A 17,574-nucleotide genomic window follows, 5' to 3' on the forward strand; every position below is an offset into this window, starting at 1 on the left:
ACCTAAACGGCCCGCGCGCCCGGGGGTGCCGTACGGGCTCCGACCCCCTCGGCGGCGGTCCTCAGGAGGGCGTGCGCCCGGGGCGAGGCGGCGATCCGCTCCAGGGTGAGCGGCTGTCCGTCGGGGCCCGCGACCGGCAGCCGCCAGTTGGGGTACTCGTCCCAGGTGCCCGGCAGGTTCTGCGGCCTGCGGTCCCCCACCAGGTCCGGCAGCCACACCCCCACCATCCGGGCCGGGGTGCGGGCCAGGAAGCGGTGGACGGCCCGGATCTCGGCCTCCTCGCCGCCCGGCCCCTCCGGGAGCAGCCCCAGCCGCTGGAGGACCGCGCGCCACTCGGCGGTCTCCGCCGCGTCCGCCGCGCGCTCGCGGGCCAGGTCGCCGGGGAGCAGTCCGAGCCGGTGGCGCAGCAGCACGTGGTCGCCGGAGAGCCGGGCGGCGGTGGACGGCAGGTCGTGGGTGGTGGCGGTGGCCACGCAGTCGGCCCGCCAGGCCTCGGGCGGCAGCGGGGCGCCGCCGCCCGCCCAGTCCCGCTCGAACCAGAGCACGGAGGTCCCGAACACCCCGCGCGCGGCGAGGGCTTCGCGGACCCCGGGCTCGACGGTGCCCAGGTCCTCGCCGACGACGAGGGCGCCGGCCCGGTGCGCCTCCAGGACGAGGACGGCGAGCATCGCCTCGGCGTCGTACCGGACGTAGGTGCCCTCGACGGGCTCCCGCCCCTCCGGCACCCACCACAGCCGGAACAGGCCCATGACGTGGTCGATGCGCAAGGCGCCCGCGTGCCGCAGGAGTTCGCGCAGCAGGCCGCGGTACGGGGCGTAGCCGGCGGCGGCGAGGGCGTCGGGGCGCCACGGCGGCAGGCCCCAGTCCTGGCCGCGGGAGTTGAAGGCGTCGGGCGGCGCGCCGACCGACATCCCGGCGGCGAAGTCGCCCTGCCGGGCCCAGACGTCGGAGCCCTCCGGGTGGACGCCGACGGCGAGGTCGTGGACGATCCCGACCGCCATCCCGGCCTCCCGGGCCGCGTCGGCGGCCTCGCCGAGCTGCCGGTCCGTCAGCCAGGCGAGCCGGCAGTGGAAGTCGACCCGGGCGGCGAGGACCGCGTCGGCGCGGACCGCCGCCGCCGCGCCCTCGGGGGTGCGCAGCGGCCCGGGCCAGGAGCGCCAGCGGGGGCCGTGGAGTTCGGCGAGGGCCTGGTAGGTGGCGTGGTCCTCCAGGGCGCGGCCGCGCTCGGCGAGGAAGTCGTGGAAGTCGGCGCGGCGGCCGGGTCCGGGCTCGACGCCTCCGAGGAGTTCCAGGGCGCGGAGCTTGAGCGCCCAGACGGCGTCCCGGTCGATGGCGGTGCCCTTGCCGAGGACGCTCTCGCGGAGTTCGGCGGCGGCGGCGAGGATCCGGTCCAGCTCCTCGCGGTGGCCGGGGCCCAGGTGGGCGTACTCGGGGATCCGCTCGATCCTCAGGTGGACGGGGTCGGGGAAGCGGCGCGAGGAGGGGCGGTACGGGGAGGGGTCCGAGGGCTCGCCGGGCACGCCCGCGTGCAGCGGGTTGACCTGGACGAAGCCGGCGCCGTGCGCGCGGCCCGCCCAGGAGACGAGTTCGCGCAGGTCGCCGAGGTCGCCCATGCCCCAGGAGCGTTCGGAGAGCAGCGAGTAGAGCTGGACGAGCAGGCCGTACGCGCGCGTGGCGGGGGCCGGCACGCGCGCGGGGGCGACGATCAGGGTGGCGCGGGCGGTGCGCCCGTCGGGGGCCTCGGCGTCCACGGTGTGCACGCCGAGCGGCAGCCGCTCCCAGTCGCCGGTGTGGACGGCACCGGACTCCGTGGTGACCCGCAGCAGGGTCCCGTCGGGCAGCCCGTCCGGCGGGCGCACCGGCCCGTCGCCGGTGTGCCGGACGAGGGTGGGCGGGAGCAGCCGCTCCCGGTCGGCCCGCTCCGCCGCGCCGAGGGCGGCGGCGACCGCCTCCGGGGTGGTCGCGTCGACCCCGAGGGCGCCGAGCACCGCGACCACGGTGGACTCGGGCACGGGCGTGGTGACGCCCTCGGACGGGCTGAACGCGGTGGCGACGCCGTGACGGGCGGCGAGGCGGGCCAGGGTCACTTCACACTCCGGGGGGCTCCGTGCCGCACCGGCCGGCGGGGGCGGCGGGCTCGCTGGTGAGGGGTGCCGCGCCGGTGAGGGGCGGCTCGCTGGTGAGGGGCGCGGCGCCGGCGAGCGGGGGCTCGCTGGTCAGCGGCGCGGGGGCGGCGCTCGGGGGCTCGCTGGTCAGCGGCCCGGCGGCCGGGGCGGGCCCGCCGGGGGCGGCCTGGCGTGGGATCCGTATCCGCTCGGAGTGCTGGCGGTCGGTCGTGGTCACGGGGGTCTCCCGGGTCTGGTCTCGACAGGGCGGCCGGGCGCGGCGGGTGGCCGGCGTCCGCGGGGTGGGACGAGTGAGCCCTACCCACCGTGCCTGTCTTTGCCCCTTTTACCGGGGGGACGTGGCAAAAGGGCGACAGCTCGCCGGTGGTTCACCGGGCAAAGCCGACACTTCGCCCCCTCGCATTGACACCTCCGTGCGACGGGTGGTGGGCTCGTAACCCCCTCGTTATCAACCTGCCGGGTGGGGCCCGCTCCTGACGGACCGGCGGGCCCGGGGCCCCGGCGAAGGGAGCCCCCTTGACCCCCGTGCGTTCCGGACGCGGACCGCGCACGGCGACCGCGGTCGCCGCCGCCGTGATCGGCGGCCTGCTCGGCGGTGCCGTGCCCGGCTCGGCGGGCGCCGCCCCCCTCCCGGTGGCGGTGCCCGACCTGGCCGCCGCGCCCCAGGAGCTCGTCCACGCGCCCGCCGGGCCCCTCGCGCGCCCGGGCGTGCCCACGCCCAGGACCGGCACCGCGTGGGTGGCCTCGCCCGCGCCCGCCGTCTGGCCCCGGCCGCAGTCGCTGACGGCCGCCGGGCCCGCCGTGCGCCTCGGGGACCGGGTGACGCTGGTCGCCGACGAGGACGCCGATCCGTACGCCCTCGCCGCGCTGCGGGGGCTGCTGGCGGCCGCCGGGGTGCGGACCGTGCACGAGGGGCTGCCGGGCGCGGGGCCGGTCGTCCGGGTCTCGGGGCCGTCCGGGGAGGCGGCGCAGGAGGCGCTGGCCTCCTTCGGCGTGGCCGAGCGGGCCGATCTGCCGTACGGCGGCTACCGGCTGGCCACCGGACGCTTCGGCGGGCGGGACACGGTGGTCCTGGACGGGACGGGCGAGGACGGCCTCTTCCACGCCGTGCAGACGCTCCGCCAGCTCCTCGGCGAGGGGCCGGAGGGCGTCGGCGGCGAGGTGCCGGGCGTCGTCGTCCGGGACTGGCCCGGCACCGCCGAGCGGGGGCTCGCGGAGGGCTTCTACGGCACGCCGTGGACGACCGCGCAGCGTCTCGCGATGCTCGACTTCCTGGGCCGCACCAAGCAGAACCGCTATCTGTACGCGCCGGGTGACGACCCGTACCGCGCGGCGCTGTGGCGCGAGCCCTACCCGGAGGCGCAGCGGGCCGGCTTCCGGGCGCTCGCCGAGCGGGCCCGGGCCAACCACGTGACGCTGGGCTGGGCGGTGGCGCCCGCGCAGTCGATGTGCTTGTCGTCCGACGAGGACGTGGCGGCGCTGACGCGGAAGCTGGACGCGATGCGGGAGCTCGGCTTCCGCTCCTTCCAGCTGCAGTTCCCGGACGCCGGGTACGGCGAGTGGACCTGCGACGAGGACGCCGACGAGTTCGGCCGGGACGCGGCGGGCGCCGCCCGGGCGCACGCGCGCGTGGCGAACACGGTGGCCCGGCACCTCGCCGAGCACGTCCCGGACGCGGAGCCGCTGACGGTGCTGCCGACGGAGTACTACCAGGAGGGCACCAGCGAGTACCGCTCGGCGCTCGCCGGAGCCCTGGACGCGCGCGTGCGGGTGGCGTGGACGGGCGTCGGGGTGGTGCCGCGCACCATCACGGGCGCCGAACTGGCCGGGGTGCGGGCGGCCCTGGGGCAGCGCCCGCTGGTCACCATGGACAACTACCCGGTGAACGACTACGCGCAGGACCGGCTCTTCCTGGGACCCACCAGGGGCCGGGAGCCGGTCGTGGCGGCCGGTTCCGCCGCCTATCTGGCGCACGCCATGGAGCAGCCCGCCGCCTCCCGGATCCCGCTGTTCACCACCGCCGACTTCGCCTGGAACCCGCGCGGCTACCGGCCCGGGGAGTCCTGGCGGGCGGCCGTCGCCGACCTGGCGGGCCCCGAGCCGGCCGCCCGGGCGGCGCTCGGCGCCCTGGCGGGGAACGCGGCCTCGTCGATCCTCGCCCCGGACGCCGAGTCGGCCGGCCTGAAGCCGCTGATGAGCGCCTTCTGGGCGGCCCGGGCCGGGGGCTCGGCGGCGGCCCGGGAGAAGGCGGGGAGCGAGCTGCGGGCCGCCTTCACGGTGATGCGGGAGGCGCCCGGGCGGCTCGCCGGCACGGCGGACGGCGCGCTGAGGGCCGAGTCCGGGCCGTGGCTGGAGCAGCTGTCCCGGTACGGGGCGGCGGGCGAGGCGGCCGTCGACATGCTCCTCGCGCAGGCGCGCGGGGACGGCCCGGCGGCCTGGCAGGCGCAGCTGCGCCTGGAGCCGCTGCGGCCGAGGATCGAGGCGAGCGAGGTCACCGTCGGCGCCGGGGTCCTGGATCCGTTCCTGGACCGGGCGGCGAAGGAGGCGGCGGCCTGGACGGGTACCGACGGGGACCCGGAGCGCGCGGTGGACCGGGCCACCGGCTCGTACACGGTGAAGCTGGACCGGGCCCGTCCGGTGGAGTCGGTGACCGTGCTGACCGGGAAGCCGGCGGAGGGCGCCGCCGGCCGCGCCGCGGAGCCGGGCGCGGAGAAGGCCCCGCACGCGCGCGTGGAGGCGCTGGTGACGGGCGAGGGCTGGCGGTCCCTCGGACCGCTCGACTCCTCCGGATGGACGCAGACCGAGCTGAAGGGGCTGCGCGCGGAGGCGCTGCGGATCGTCTGGGACGGCGCGGGCCCGGCGCCCGACGTGCGGTCCCTCGTGCCGTGGTTCGCGGACGGCCCGAAGGCGGGCCTGGAGCTGGCCCGCACCGAGACGGACCTGGAGGCGGGCGGCCCGGCGGGCCGGGTGGACCTGGAGCTGACGGGGCGGCGGGCGGCCGAGGTGCGGGGCCCGCTGACCGCGCGGGCGCCGAAGGGCATCACCGTACGGCTGCCGAAGGAGGCCTCGGTGGAGCGCGGCGGCACGACGACGGTGCCGATGGAGGTGTCGGTGGCGCCGGGCACGCCGTCCGGCGAGTACCGGGTGCCGGTGGCCTTCGCGGGCGAGGAGCGGGTGCTGACGGTGCGGGCCTTCCCGCGTACGGGCGGCCCCGATCTGGCCCGGTCGGCGACGGCCTCGTCCTCGGCCGACGAGACGCCGGACTTCCCGGCGGCGCTGGCCGTGGACGGCGATCCGGAGACCCGCTGGTCCTCTCCGGCGGAGGACGGCGCCTGGTTCCAGCTGGAGCTGGCCGAACCGGCCCGGATAGGGCAGCTGGTGCTGCACTGGCAGGACGCGCACGCCTCCCGCTACCGCGTGCAGGTCTCGGCCGACGGCCGGAACTGGCGGACCGCGGCGACCGTCACGGAGGGGCGCGGCGGCCGGGAGTCGGTGCGGATGGACGCGGCGGACACCCGGTTCCTGCGGGTGCAGGGCGAGAAGCGGGCGACGCCGTACGGCTACTCGCTCTGGTCGGTGGAGACGTACGCGGTGACGCCCGTGCAGAAGGCCCCCGAGGCACCCGAGGCCCCGGTGACGCCCGGGACGCCGGAGACGCCGGAGACGCCGGAGACCACGCCGCCGCCGGAGCAGCCGGAGCAGGACGCGCCGGAGGAGGGCGCCGCCCCCTGAGCGGCGCCCTCGCCTCCGCGCCCTGTCCCGGGGACGCGAAAGGCCCGGATCTCAGCCGGTCGTCAACGCCCCCGCGGGGGTGTCGGCGACGGAGTCGATCCGGGCCATCGCGTCCTCGGCGCCGTACGGCGTGAGGTAGGGCAGCCACCGTGGGTCCCGGTGACCGGTCCCGATGATCCGCCAGGCCAGGCCGGTGGGCGGCGCGGGCTGGTGGCGCAGCCGCCAGCCGATCTCCCGCAGGTGCTTGTCGGCCTTGAGGTGGTTGCAGCGGCGGCAGGCCGCCACCACGTTCTCCCAGGCGTGCGTCCCTCCCCTGCTGCGCGGGATGACGTGGTCGACGCTGGTCGCCACTCCCCCGCAGTACATGCAGCGCCCGCCGTCGCGTGCGAAGAGGGCCCTGCGGGTCAGGGGAACGGGCCCCCGGTAGGGGACCCGCACGAACCGCTTCAGCCGTACCACGCTGGGCGCGGGGACGATCTGATGCTCGCTGTGCAGGAAGGCGCCGGACTCCTCGATGCAGAGGGCCTTGTTCTCCAGTACGAGGACGAGTGCGCGGCGGAGCGGTACGACGCCCAGGGGCTCGTACGACGCGTTGAGGACCAGGACATGCGGCACGGATGCCTCCTATGACGCCGGCGGCGCGTGGCTCGCGCCGGGACGAACTGCTCTCAGTCTCTCCTCATGCCTGGTCGGAGCGCCACCACGTTCGTGCGATCCCCGGGGGCGGACCGGACGTGTTCTCGACCACATCGGCATGTCTCCCGGGTATGTGCCCGGGTGAGGTCGGTCTCTCCCTCGAACAGGGCAACGGGTGCACGTCCGATGCCCCGTTAGGGTGGATGGCCTGCGTACGCGATGCCTGGAGGTTGTCCCGTGTCCTGGTCCGTCCTGGCGGCCGCCACCGAACCCGAGCCCATCCCGGTGTCTCTGGACGAGGCGGCGGAGAAGGCCACCAACGCGGCGAGCTGGGTGGAGGAGAACTGGTCCACCTGGCTCAACACCGGTCTGCGCATCCTGCTGATCGTGGTCGTCGCCCTGCTGCTCCGGTGGGCCGTCCGGCGCGCCCTGACGAAGCTGATCGAGCGGATGAACCGCTCCGCCCAGGCGGTGGAGGGAACGGCGCTCGGCGGACTGCTCGTCAACGCGGAGCGCAGACGGCAGCGGTCGGAGGCGATCGGCTCGGTGCTGCGGTCGGTGGCCTCGTTCCTGATCCTGGGCACCGCGGGGCTGATGGTCCTGGGCGCCTTCGACATCGACCTGGCGCCGCTGCTCGCCTCGGCCGGTGTGGCCGGTGTGGCGATCGGTTTCGGCGCGCGGAACCTGGTGACGGACTTCCTCTCCGGCGTCTTCATGATCCTGGAGGACCAGTACGGCGTCGGCGACTCGGTCGACGCGGGCGTCGCCTCCGGCGAGGTCGTCGAGGTGGGGCTGCGGGTGACGAAGCTGCGCGGCGTCGACGGCGAGATCTGGTACGTGCGCAACGGCGAGATCAAGCGCATAGGAAACCTCAGCCAGGGCTGGGCGACGGCGGCGGTGGACGTGACCGTCCGGCCGACGGAGGACCTGGACAAGGTGCAGTCCGTGATCGCGGCGGCGGGCGAGGCGATGGCCAAGGACGAGCCGTGGAACGAGCGGCTGTGGGGCCCGGTGGAGGTGCTCGGCCTGACCGAGGTGCTCCTCGACCAGATGACCGTCCGGGTCTCGGCGAAGACCATGCCGGGGAAGAAGCTGGGCGTGGAGCGCGAGCTCCGCTGGCGGATCAAGCGGGGCCTGGACGAGGCCGGGATCCGGATCGTCGGCGGGCTGCCCGCGCAGGCGTCGGAGGAGACGCCGGCCGATCCGACGGCGGGCATGGCGGCGCCCTCGGCCTTCTCCAGCGCGACCTCGCCGCAGTCGGCGGCGGCCACGCCGCTGCCGAGGACGGACCTCAACAAGTCCTGACCGGGACACGGGTCCCCTACGGACGGGCCCGGCCCGGACGTCCCAAGACACCCCCGCCGGTAACGCTTCGGTTGCCGTCGGGGGTGTCGTGCGTGTGCGGGTATTGACGCCCGGCGACGCCCGTCCTACCTTCCTCCCACCGGATAGGAAACTTTCCTAACAGTGTTCCGGCATACGGTGTGACGAACGGCGTGACGAGGAGAGCGGTATGGCAGGCACCCAGGGAACCCCTGGCACCCCGCGCGTCCTGCGCGCCATGAACGACCGCGCCGCGCTCGACCTCCTCCTGGAGCACGGCACCCTCTCGCGGACCCGCATCGGCAAGCTGACCGGCCTCTCCAAGCCGACCGCCTCCCAGCTCCTCGCCCGCCTCGAAGCGGCAGGCCTGGTCCGGGTCACCGGCACCACCGAGGGCCGCCCCGGCCCCAGCGCCCAGCTGTACGCCCTCGACCCGAGCGCCGGGTACGCCGCCGGGCTCGACGTCAACCAGCACCGCATCCGCGCCGCCGTCGCCGACATCACCGGCGCCGTCGCCGGCGAGTACGAGCTCCGCACCGGAGGGCGTACCGGCGACGGCGTGGTCCGGCAGGTCACCGAGGCCCTCGACGGGGCCGTCAAGGCCGCCGGGCTCACCCGGGCCGACGTCCGGCGCCTGGTCATCGGCACCCCCGGCGCCTTCGACCCGGCCACCGGACGGCTCCGGTACGCCTCCCACCTGCCCGGCTGGCACTCCCCCACGCTCCTGGAGGAGCTGGCCGCGGTCCTGCCCATGCCCTTCGAGTACGAGAACGACGTCAATCTGGTGGCCATCGCCGAGCGGGCCGTCGGCGCCGCCCGCGGCCACGAGGACTTCGTCCTGCTGTGGAACGAGGAGGGCCTCGGCGCCGCCCTCGTCCTCGGCGGCCGGCTGCACCGGGGCTTCACCGGCGGCGCCGGCGAGGTCGGCTTCCTGCCGGTCCCCGGCACCCCGCTGGTCCGCCAGGTCGCCAAGGCCAACTCCGGCGGCTTCCAGGAGCTCGCCGGCGTCCAGTCGGTGCCCCGGATCGCCCGCGCGGCCGGCCTCGACACCCCCGACCGCCCCTATGTGCCGGTGGCGTGCGAACTGCTCGCCCGGGCCGCCGGGAGCCCCGACGAGGGGCCGTACGCGGAGCTGCTCGACCGCTACGCCGAGCGGCTCGCCACCGGTCTCGCCTCGCTCACCGCCGTCCTCGACCCCGAACTGATCGTGCTCTCCGGGGACGTCCTCGTCGCCGGCGGCGAGCCGCTGCGGGCCCGCGTCCAGGCCGAGCTCGCCGACCTCGCGGCCTCCCGGCCTCGCCTTGTCCTCACCGCCGTCCCCCGCGAACCCGTGCTGCGCGGCGCGCTGGAGAGCGCGCTCGCCACCACCCGCGACGAGGTCTTCGACACCTCGCGCTGACCGGCCCCCGCCCGCCCCTTCCCCCCTTTTTCCCCTCAGCCCGCCCAGGGAGACCTCGCCATGCCCGTACGCCCGCGCAGAGCCGCAGCCGCGCTCGCCGCCACCGCCTCCATCGCCCTCTTCGCCTCCGCCTGTACCGGCTCCGCCGGCACCGCGGCGAGCGACGACCCCAAGGCCGAGACCACCATCACCTTCTGGCACGGCTGGTCGGCGCCCTCCGAGGTCAAGGCGATCGAGGAGAACGTCGCCCGCTTCACCAAGGCCCACCCGAACATCAAGGTGAAGGTCGTCGGCAACATCAACGACGACAAGCTCGGCCAGGCGCTGCGCGCGGGCGGCTCCAACGGCCCCGACGTGGTCGCCTCCTTCACCACGGCGAACGTCGGCAAGTTCTGCCACACGGGCGCGCTCGCCGACCTGAAGCCCTTCGTCGAGAAGGACAAGCTGGACCTCGACGCGATCTTCCCGAAGGTCCTCCAGGACTACACGCAGTTCGAGGGCAAGCGCTGCACGCTGCCGCTGCTCTCGGACGCGTACGGGCTCTACTACAACAAGGACGCCTTCAGGAAGGCCGGGCTCGACCCCGAGGCCCCGCCGAAGACCTGGTCCGAGTTCACCGAGGTCGCCAAGAAGCTGACGAAGACCAAGGGCGACTCGTACGAGCAGCTCGGCTTCATGCCGAACTACCTCGGCTACGAGACGGTCGTCTCGCACTACATGTCGCAGTGGGGCCACGGCGGCTACTTCGGCGCGGACGGCAAGTCGACGGCCGCGTCCGACCCGGCGTTCGCCGAGATGATGACGTACCAGAAGTCGCTGGTGGACGCCCTCGGCGGCTTCCCGAAGCTGGACAAGTACCGCACCACCTTCGGTGACGAGTGGGGCGCCAAGCACCCCTTCCAGACCGGCCAGGTCGCCATGCAGCTGGACGGCGAGTGGCGGCTGAACTTCATCAAGGAGGCGAAGGTCCCCTTCGAGGTCGGCGTCGCGCCGCTGCCGGTCGCCGACGACGAGGCCGCCGAGTACGGCAAGGGCTACCTCTCCGGCACGATCATGGGCATCGCGCCGCAGTCGAAGAAGCAGAACGCGGCCTGGGAGCTGGTCAAGTACATGACCACGGACACCGAGGCGGTGGTGGGCTTCGCCAACGCCATCGGCAACGTCCCCTCCACCCTGGACGCCCTGAAGTCCCCGGACCTGAAGTTCGACGCCCGCTTCAAGACCTTCCTGGACATCGCCCGGCACCCGAAGTCCACCACCTCGGACGGCGCGGTGAACGGCTCCGCCTACCAGGACACCCTCCAGAAGTTCGCCCAGCAGTACGAGAAGGGCCAGGTCACCGACCTGAAGAAGGGGCTCGCCGACACCGCCGCCCAGATCGACCGCGACATCGCCGCGGCGAAGTGACGGCCGGACCCCGCCCATGAGCACGGACACCCTGCCCGCGACGGAGGCGGCCGCGACGGCCGCCCCCGTCCGCGGGGGAAAGAACACCCTGCGGGCCCGGCGCCGGCGGGGCGCGCTGCGCACCCTGGCCTTCATGGCGCCCTGGCTGATCGGCTTCGGCTTCTTCTTCGCCTATCCGCTCGTCTCCACCGTCTACTTCTCGCTGATGAAGTACGACGGGCTCAACCCGCCCGAGTGGCGGGGCCTCGCCAACTGGGAGTACATCCTCACGTCCTTCCCGCAGTTCTGGCCCGCCCTGAAGAACACCCTCTGGCTCGGCGTCGTCATGGTGGGCTGCCGGGTCGTCTTCGGACTCGGCATCGGGATGCTCATCACGAAGATCAAGACGGGCGCGGGGATCTTCCGCACCCTCTTCTACCTGCCGTTCCTGGCCCCGCCGGTGGCGGCGACGCTCGCCTTCGTCTTCCTGCTCAATCCCGGCACCGGGCCCGTCAACGCCCTCCTGGAGGGCATCGGGCTGCCCGCCCCCGCCTGGTTCACCGACCCGGCCTGGGCCAAGCCGGCCCTGACCCTGCTCGCCGTCTGGGGCATCGGCGACCTCATGGTCATCTTCATGGCCGCCCTGCTCGACGTGCCCAAGGAGCAGTACGAGGCCGCCGAGCTGGACGGCGCCAACGGTCGGCAGCGGTTCCGGCACATCACGCTGCCGAACATCTCGCCGATCATCCTCTTCGCGGTCGTCACCGGGATCATCGGCGCGATGCAGTACTACACGCAGCCGATCGTGGCCTCGAAGGTCGCCTCGGGCGTGATGGGCGGCTCCGGCGTCACCTTCGTCCCCGGCTACCCGGACGACTCGACGCTGACCCTGCCGCAGCTCGTCTACAGCCTCGGCTTCAGCCAGTTCAACTACGGCGCGGCCTGCGTGGTGGCGCTCGTGCTCTTCGCCTTCTCCATGGCCTTCACCGCGCTGCTCATGCGCCGGCGCGGCGGCCTGATCGGCTCGGGTGACTGAACCATGACCGTGTCCCTGACCGCGCCCGCCGACCGGACGGCCCGGCGCAAGGCCCTGCTGCACTGGATCGCCGTGCACTCCCTCGGGATCGCCGCGGCCCTCTTCTTCGTCCTGCCGTTCGTCTTCGTCCTCCTCACCTCGCTGATGAGCGACCAGCAGGCGCTCACCCGCGATCTCACCCCGGACTCCTGGCACTTCGAGAACTACCTCAAGGTCTTCGAGACCGACGGCTTCCTCACCTGGTGGCGGAACTCGCTGCTATACGCGGGCCTCGGCACCGTCCTCGTCGTGGTGTCGTCCGTGCCCGTCGCGTACGCGCTCGCCAAGTTCCGCTTCCGCGGCCGGCACCTGTCGCTGCTGCTCGTGATCTCGATGATGATGCTGCCGCCGCAGGTCGTGATCATCCCCATGTACCTGTTCTGGTCCCAGCAGATGGACCTGTCCGGGACGCTGTGGCCGCTGATCATCCCGATGGCCTTCGGCGACGCCTTCGCGATCTTCCTGCTGCGCCAGTTCCTCCTCACCATCCCCGACGAGTACGTCGAGGCGGCCCGGATCGACGGCTGCGGCGAAGTGCGCATCCTGCTGCGGGTCGTGCTGCCGATGGCGAAGCCGGCCATCGCCGCCGTCGCCCTCTTCCAGTTCTTCTACTGCTGGAACGACTACTTCGGGCCGCAGATCTACGCCTCCGAGAACCCGGCCGCCTGGACGCTCAGTTACGGCCTGGAGTCCTTCAAGGGCGCGCACCACACCGACTGGAACCTGACCATGGCCGCGACCGTCCTGGTCATGGCCCCCGTGATCCTCGTGTTCTTCTTCGCCCAGAAGGCGTTCGTCGAGGGAGTCACCCTGACCGGAGTGAAGGGCTGATACCGATGAAGCTCGCTGTCGTGGGGGGCGGGTCCACCTACACCCCCGAACTGATCGACGGATTCGCGCGGTTGCGCGACACCCTGCCCCTCACCGAACTCGTCCTCGTCGACCCGGCCGCCGACCGGCTCGACCTCGTCGGCGGGCTCGCCCGCCGGATCTTCGCCAAGCAGGCGCACGAGGGCAGGATCACCACCACCACCGACCTCGACGCCGCCGTCGAGGGCGCCGACGCCGTCCTCCTCCAGCTCCGCGTCGGCGGCCAGGCGGCCAGGAACCAGGACGAGACCTGGCCCCTGGAGTGCGGCTGCGTCGGCCAGGAGACCACCGGCGCCGGCGGCCTCGCCAAGGCGCTGCGCACCGTGCCCGTCGTCCTCGACATCGCGGAGCGGGTCCGGCGCGCCAACCCGGACGCCTGGATCATCGACTTCACCAACCCCGTCGGGATCGTCACCCGCGCCCTGCTGCGGGCCGGGCACAAGGCCGTCGGCCTGTGCAACGTGGCCATCGGCTTCCAGCGGAAGTTCGCCACGCTCCTCGACGTGTCCCCGTCCGAGGTCCACCTCGACCACGTCGGCCTCAACCACCTCACCTGGGAGACCGGCGTCCGGCTCGGCGGCCCCGACGGCGAGGACGTGCTGCCGCGGCTGCTCGCCGAGCACGGCGACGCCATCGCCGCCGACCTGCACCTGCCGCGCCCGGTCGTCGACCGGCTCGGCGTCGTCCCCTCGTACTACCTGCGCTACTACTACGCGCACGACGAGGTCGTCGGGGAGCTGCGCACCAAGCCCTCGCGGGCCGCCGAGGTCGCCGCGATGGAGAAGGAACTCCTGGGGATGTACGGCGACCCGGCGCTCGACGAGAAGCCCGCGCTGCTCGCCAAGCGCGGCGGCGCCTTCTACTCGGAGGCGGCCGTGGACCTGGCGGCCTCGCTGCTCGCCGGCGGGGGCTCGCCGTACCAGGTGGTGAACACGTACAACAACGGCACGCTGCCGTTCCTGCCGGACGACGCCGTCATCGAGACGCAGGCGGCGGTCGGCACGGGCGGGGCGGTGCCGCTGCCGGTCGCGCCGGTGGACCCGCTGTACGCCGGACTGATCGCGAACGTGACCGCCTACGAGGACCTGGCGCTCGACGCGGCCCTGCGGGGCGGCCGGGAGCGGGTCTTCAAGGCGCTGCTCGCGCACCCGCTGGTCGGGCAGTACGCGTACGCCGAGCAGCTCACCGACCGGCTGATCGCGCACAACCGGGAGCACCTGGCGTGGGCGTGAACGGGACGCTGCTCGCGGTCGACGCGGGCAACAGCAAGACCGACGCGGCGGTGCTCGCGCCGGACGGCACGGTGCTGGGCTCCGCGCGCGGCGGGGGGTTCCAGCCGCCGGTGGTGGGGGTGGCGGAGGCCGTCGACCGGCTCGCGGAGATCGTGGGACGGGCGTGGGAGGCGGCCGGCGGCGCCGGACTCCCGCCGGCCTTCGCCCATGTCACCGCCTGTCTGGCCAATGCCGATCTGCCGGTCGAGGAGCTGGAACTGGAGCAGGAGTTGCTGGGGCGGGGGTGGAGCCGTTCGCTACGGGTCCACAACGACACCTTCGCGATCCTGCGGGCCGGGATCGACGAGCCGCGCGGTGTGGCGGTGGTCTGCGGCGCGGGCGTGAACTGCGTGGGCATGACCCCGGACGGGCGGACCGCCCGCTTCCCGGCGATCGGGAAGATCTCCGGCGACTGGGGCGGGGGCGGCGGCCTCTCCGAGGAGGCCCTGTGGTTCGCGGCCCGCGCCGAGGACGGGCGGGGCGAGCCGACCGAGCTGGCCCGGGCGCTGCCCGCGCACTTCGGCCTGGAGTCGATGTACGGGCTGATCGAGGCGCTGCACCTGGAGCGGATCCCGCAGGCGCGGCGGCACGAGCTGGCGCCGGTGCTGTTCCGGGTGGCGGCGGCGGGCGACCCGGTGGCGCTCGGCCTGGTGCACCGGATGGCCGAGGAGGTCGTGGCCCTGTCGGCGGTGGCGCTGCGGCGGCTCGGGCTCCTCGACGAGGAGGCGCCGGTGGTCCTCGGCGGCAGCGTGCTCGCCGCCCGGCACCCGCAGTTGGAGGAGCGGATCCGCGAACTCCTGGCCGCGCGGGCCCCGAAGGCGGTGGTGCGGTTCGTGACCGCGCCGCCGGTGCTCGGCGCGGGGCTGCTGGCACTGGACGAGTGGGGTGCGGAGCCGGGATCGGCGGAGCGGCTGCGGGGGCAGTACCCCCACTGACCCCTCGTCACGTTCACCTGTTCGAGCGATCCCCCGGGCGGAACCGATCCGGGGGATCGGGCGTTTTCGGAGTGAAGGGTGTTCGAGTCGGGTTCGAGCCTGATTCGAGGGTGGTTCGAGAGGGGTTCGAGAAGGGTTCGAGGAGAACCCGAGGGGAGTCCGGGCGGGGTCCCGGCCGACGGCTAGGAGGGGCTCGCCCGCGGAAGTCCCGTGCGCGTGGGGCACGATAGGCACAAGATCGTGTCATTCCCGGTGTGCGGGCGGGCCGCCTGCGGCCATACTGCTCGCCGGGGTCGATCGACGTCGAGACCGAGGGGGAGGTCACGTGACACAGCCACCGAGCGCGCCCGCCGCGGCGCCGCACGGTCCGGCGGCCGCGCCCGCGCGGCCGGTCGTGCCGGGGCAGGTCTCGCGCGCCGCCGCCGTCGGGGCCGCACCGCCGCCGCCCGCGCGAGGCGCGTGGGCCACCGGGCGCGAGGTGCTGCGCGAGGCCGCGACCACCGAGCCGGGACGGCTGCGGATCCTCGGCGCCGTCCTGGCGCTGCTCGTCCTCGCCCTCGGCACGGTCGCCGGACTGGAGGCGGCCGACCGGGCCGGCTCCGCCGAGGCCGTCGTCGGACGCAGCCAGCCGCTGAGCGCCGACGCCGCCGCGATCTACCGCTCGCTGGCCGACGCCGACTCGACGGCCGCGGCCGGCTTCCTCGCCGGCACCCTCGAACCGGCCGAGTCCCGCGCCCGCTACGACCGCGACCTCGCCACCGCCTCCCGGCTCCTGGTGAAGGCCGCGGCGAACACCGACGGCTCGGACGAGTCGGCCCGCGAGATCACCGCGCTCAACGAACTCCTGCCGCGCTACGCCGGACTGATGGAGCGGGCCCGGGCCGCCAACCGGCAGGGCCTCCCGCTCGGCGGCGCCTATCTGCGGTACGCCAACCAGGAGATGACCACCCGGCTGCTGCCCGCCGCCGAGCGGCTCTACGCGGCCGAGACCGCCCGGCTGGACCGGGACGACGACGAGGCCCGCACCTGGCCCTACCTGGCGCTCGGCGCCGGAGTGCTCGCCCTCGGCGCCCTGGTGTGGGCGCAGCGGCGGGAGTACCGCCGGACCCACCGCGTGTTCAGCCGGGGCCTGCTCGCCGCCACCGCCGCCTCCGTGGTGGTGCTGCTCTGGCTCGCCGGGGCGCACGCCGTGGCCCGGGCCGGCCTGGGCGCGGCGCGGGCCGAGGGCCAGCAGTCGCTCCAGCTGCTCAACGAGGCGCGGATCAGCTCCCTCAAGGCCCGCGCCAACGAGAACCTGACGCAGGTCGCGCGGGGCGCGGTGCTCACCGAGGACGGCAAGGACGACAAGTACGAGGCGGAGTACGCGAAGGGCATGGCGGCGCTCACCGACGCGCTGGCCCGGGCGACGCGGCTCGCCGAGGACGAGGCCGGCCGGGCACCGCTGACCGAGGCCACGGCCCGGGCCGGCGAGTGGCGGAAGCGGCACGCCGCCGCGCGGGAGCTCGGCGAGGCCGGCGACTACCAGGCCGCCCTGGACCGGATCATCGGCCCGAAGGGGACCGGCGGGGCGAAGGAGTCGGCCGGCTGGTCCTTCGACCAGGTCGACGCGGCCCTGGAGCGGGCCCTCACCCACGAGCAGGAGCAGTTCACCCGCTCCGCGGGCGGCGCGGTGGACGCGCTGACCGGACTGCCGCTCGGCGCGGCCGCGCTCGGCGCCCTCGGCGCCCTCGGCGCGGTGCTCGGCATCAACCGAAGACTGTCGGAGTACCGGTGAGAGGAGGCGGAATGACACCCGACGACGAGCCGATGGCCCGGCGGGCGGCCCGGCGGCTGCGCGGCTGGGGCGGGGTGGCGGCGATGGGCGTGGCCTGCGCGCTGACCGCCTCCCTGACCCTGCTGCCGCTGTCGCGGGGCGGGGACGACGCGGCCGCGGCCGCCGGCCCCTTCGGGCCGGGCCCCGGCGTGGGCACCGCCCTCCAGGTCGAGACCGACACCTGCGAGCACCCGGAGGCCTCGCTGCGGCCCTCGGCCGAGGACGGACCCTCGGTCGCCGTGATCAAGCAGCGGGGCAAGCTGATCGTGGGCGTCGACCAGTCCAGCTACCGCTGGGGCTTCCGCGACCCGGCGACCGGCACCCTGGAGGGCTTCGACATCGCCCTGGCCCGGGCGATAGCCAAGGACCTGCTGGGCAGCGAGGACGCGGTCGTCTTCCGCGCGGTGCCCACGAACCAGCGGATCGCGGCCCTCGACGCGGGGACGGTGGACCTGGTGGTCCGCACGATGACGATCAACTGCAAGCGGATCAAGCAGGTGGCCTTCTCCACCGCCTACTTCCGGGCCGGCCAGCAGGTCCTCGCCCCGAAGACCTCCCCGATCACCGGCCACGACGCCTCGCTGAAGGGCCGCCGGGTCTGCACCGCCGAGGGCTCCACCGCCCACGAGGCGCTGGAGGAGCGGTCCTTCGGCGCGATCATCCGGGACGAGGGCGACGGGACCCCCGCCGACCGGAACCTGCTGACCGTGCCCAACCAGCTGGACTGCCTGGCCCGGCTCCAGATGGGCGAGGTCGACGCGATCGTCACCGACAACGCCCTGGCGGCCGGGCAGGCCGCGCAGGACCCGGCGGTGGAGCTGAAGGGGAAGCCGTTCACCGAGGAGTACTACGGGGTGGCGGCCAAGCTCGGCAACGACGACCTGGTGCGCCGGGTCAACAAGGTCCTGGAGGACTACCGCAAGGGCCGCTGGCAGCAGGCGTACGCCGTCTGGCTGGAGGCCGGGCTCGGGAAGGCCGAGCCGCCCGAGCCGCTGTACAGGTAGGCCG

General features: G+C 74.6%; 13 protein-coding genes. 10 read left to right on the forward strand and 3 right to left on the reverse strand.

All coding sequences use genetic code 11. From position 1 onward, the window contains the following. Nucleotides 1-2: 2 nt before the first annotated feature. Together malQ and ABZ621_RS11475 are read right to left on the reverse strand one after the other, a co-directional pair. Complete coding sequence (gene malQ / locus ABZ621_RS11470) at nucleotides 3-2,087, reverse strand: 4-alpha-glucanotransferase (protein ID WP_360603133.1); 2,085 nt, start codon at nucleotides 2,085-2,087, stop codon at nucleotides 3-5. A 1-nt stretch (nucleotide 2,088) separates the two neighbouring features. Further along, complete coding sequence (locus tag ABZ621_RS11475) at nucleotides 2,089-2,310, reverse strand: hypothetical protein (RefSeq protein ID WP_360603535.1); 222 nt, start codon at nucleotides 2,308-2,310, stop codon at nucleotides 2,089-2,091. 341 nt (nucleotides 2,311-2,651) lie between these two features. Between ABZ621_RS11475 and ABZ621_RS11480 the strand changes: the two genes are divergently transcribed. Further along, the gene (locus ABZ621_RS11480; RefSeq protein WP_360603537.1) at nucleotides 2,652-5,858 is read left to right on the forward strand and encodes a beta-N-acetylglucosaminidase domain-containing protein; all 3,207 of its coding nucleotides are present in this window, start codon (nucleotides 2,652-2,654) and stop codon (nucleotides 5,856-5,858) included. 51 nt (nucleotides 5,859-5,909) lie between these two features. Here ABZ621_RS11480 and ABZ621_RS11485 read toward each other — a convergent pair whose 3' ends face one another. Beyond that, the gene (locus ABZ621_RS11485; protein WP_043230089.1) at nucleotides 5,910-6,473 is read right to left on the reverse strand and encodes an HNH endonuclease; all 564 of its coding nucleotides are present in this window, start codon (nucleotides 6,471-6,473) and stop codon (nucleotides 5,910-5,912) included. 258 nt (nucleotides 6,474-6,731) lie between these two features. On the opposite strand from ABZ621_RS11485, the gene ABZ621_RS11490 reads away from it, so the two are divergent. From ABZ621_RS11490 to ABZ621_RS11530, 9 genes are all read left to right on the forward strand, one after another. Next, on the forward strand, nucleotides 6,732-7,799 hold the full coding sequence (locus ABZ621_RS11490) for a mechanosensitive ion channel family protein (protein ID WP_360603135.1): 1,068 nt from the start codon (nucleotides 6,732-6,734) through the stop codon (nucleotides 7,797-7,799). A 208-nt stretch (nucleotides 7,800-8,007) separates the two neighbouring features. Next, entirely contained in the window at nucleotides 8,008-9,216 is a 1,209-nt protein-coding gene (locus tag ABZ621_RS11495) for an ROK family transcriptional regulator (RefSeq protein ID WP_360603138.1), read from the forward strand. Between the two features lie 60 nt (nucleotides 9,217-9,276). After that, a complete protein-coding gene (locus tag ABZ621_RS11500) occupies nucleotides 9,277-10,623 on the forward strand; it encodes an ABC transporter substrate-binding protein (protein WP_360603140.1) in 1,347 nt (448 codons plus the stop codon). Nucleotides 10,624-10,639: 16 nt separating this feature from the next. Next, the gene (locus ABZ621_RS11505; protein WP_360603142.1) at nucleotides 10,640-11,638 is read left to right on the forward strand and encodes a sugar ABC transporter permease; all 999 of its coding nucleotides are present in this window, start codon (nucleotides 10,640-10,642) and stop codon (nucleotides 11,636-11,638) included. A gap of 3 nt (nucleotides 11,639-11,641) precedes the next feature. Next, nucleotides 11,642-12,508 (forward strand): carbohydrate ABC transporter permease, encoded by an 867-nt coding sequence (locus ABZ621_RS11510; RefSeq protein ID WP_360603144.1) that lies wholly within the window; start codon nucleotides 11,642-11,644, stop codon nucleotides 12,506-12,508. Nucleotides 12,509-12,513: 5 nt separating this feature from the next. After that, on the forward strand, nucleotides 12,514-13,779 hold the full coding sequence (locus ABZ621_RS11515) for a 6-phospho-beta-glucosidase (protein ID WP_360603146.1): 1,266 nt from the start codon (nucleotides 12,514-12,516) through the stop codon (nucleotides 13,777-13,779). Further along, nucleotides 13,770-14,753, forward strand: coding sequence for a BadF/BadG/BcrA/BcrD ATPase family protein (locus tag ABZ621_RS11520; RefSeq protein ID WP_360603148.1), 984 nt, complete (start codon nucleotides 13,770-13,772; stop codon nucleotides 14,751-14,753). Before ABZ621_RS11515 ends, ABZ621_RS11520 begins: the two co-directional genes overlap by 10 nt. A gap of 478 nt (nucleotides 14,754-15,231) precedes the next feature. Then, on the forward strand, nucleotides 15,232-16,527 hold the full coding sequence (locus tag ABZ621_RS11525) for a hypothetical protein (RefSeq protein ID WP_360603539.1): 1,296 nt from the start codon (nucleotides 15,232-15,234) through the stop codon (nucleotides 16,525-16,527). Nucleotides 16,528-16,538: 11 nt separating this feature from the next. Continuing rightward, nucleotides 16,539-17,570 carry a glutamate ABC transporter substrate-binding protein gene (locus tag ABZ621_RS11530; RefSeq protein ID WP_360603150.1) on the forward strand — a complete coding sequence of 344 codons (1,032 nt, stop codon included), beginning with the start codon at nucleotides 16,539-16,541 and terminating at the stop codon, nucleotides 17,568-17,570. The last annotated feature ends 4 nt before the right edge of the window (nucleotides 17,571-17,574 follow it).

The organism is Streptomyces sp. NPDC007863, from assembly GCF_040633895.1.
GTDB lineage: Bacteria > Actinomycetota > Actinomycetes > Streptomycetales > Streptomycetaceae > Streptomyces.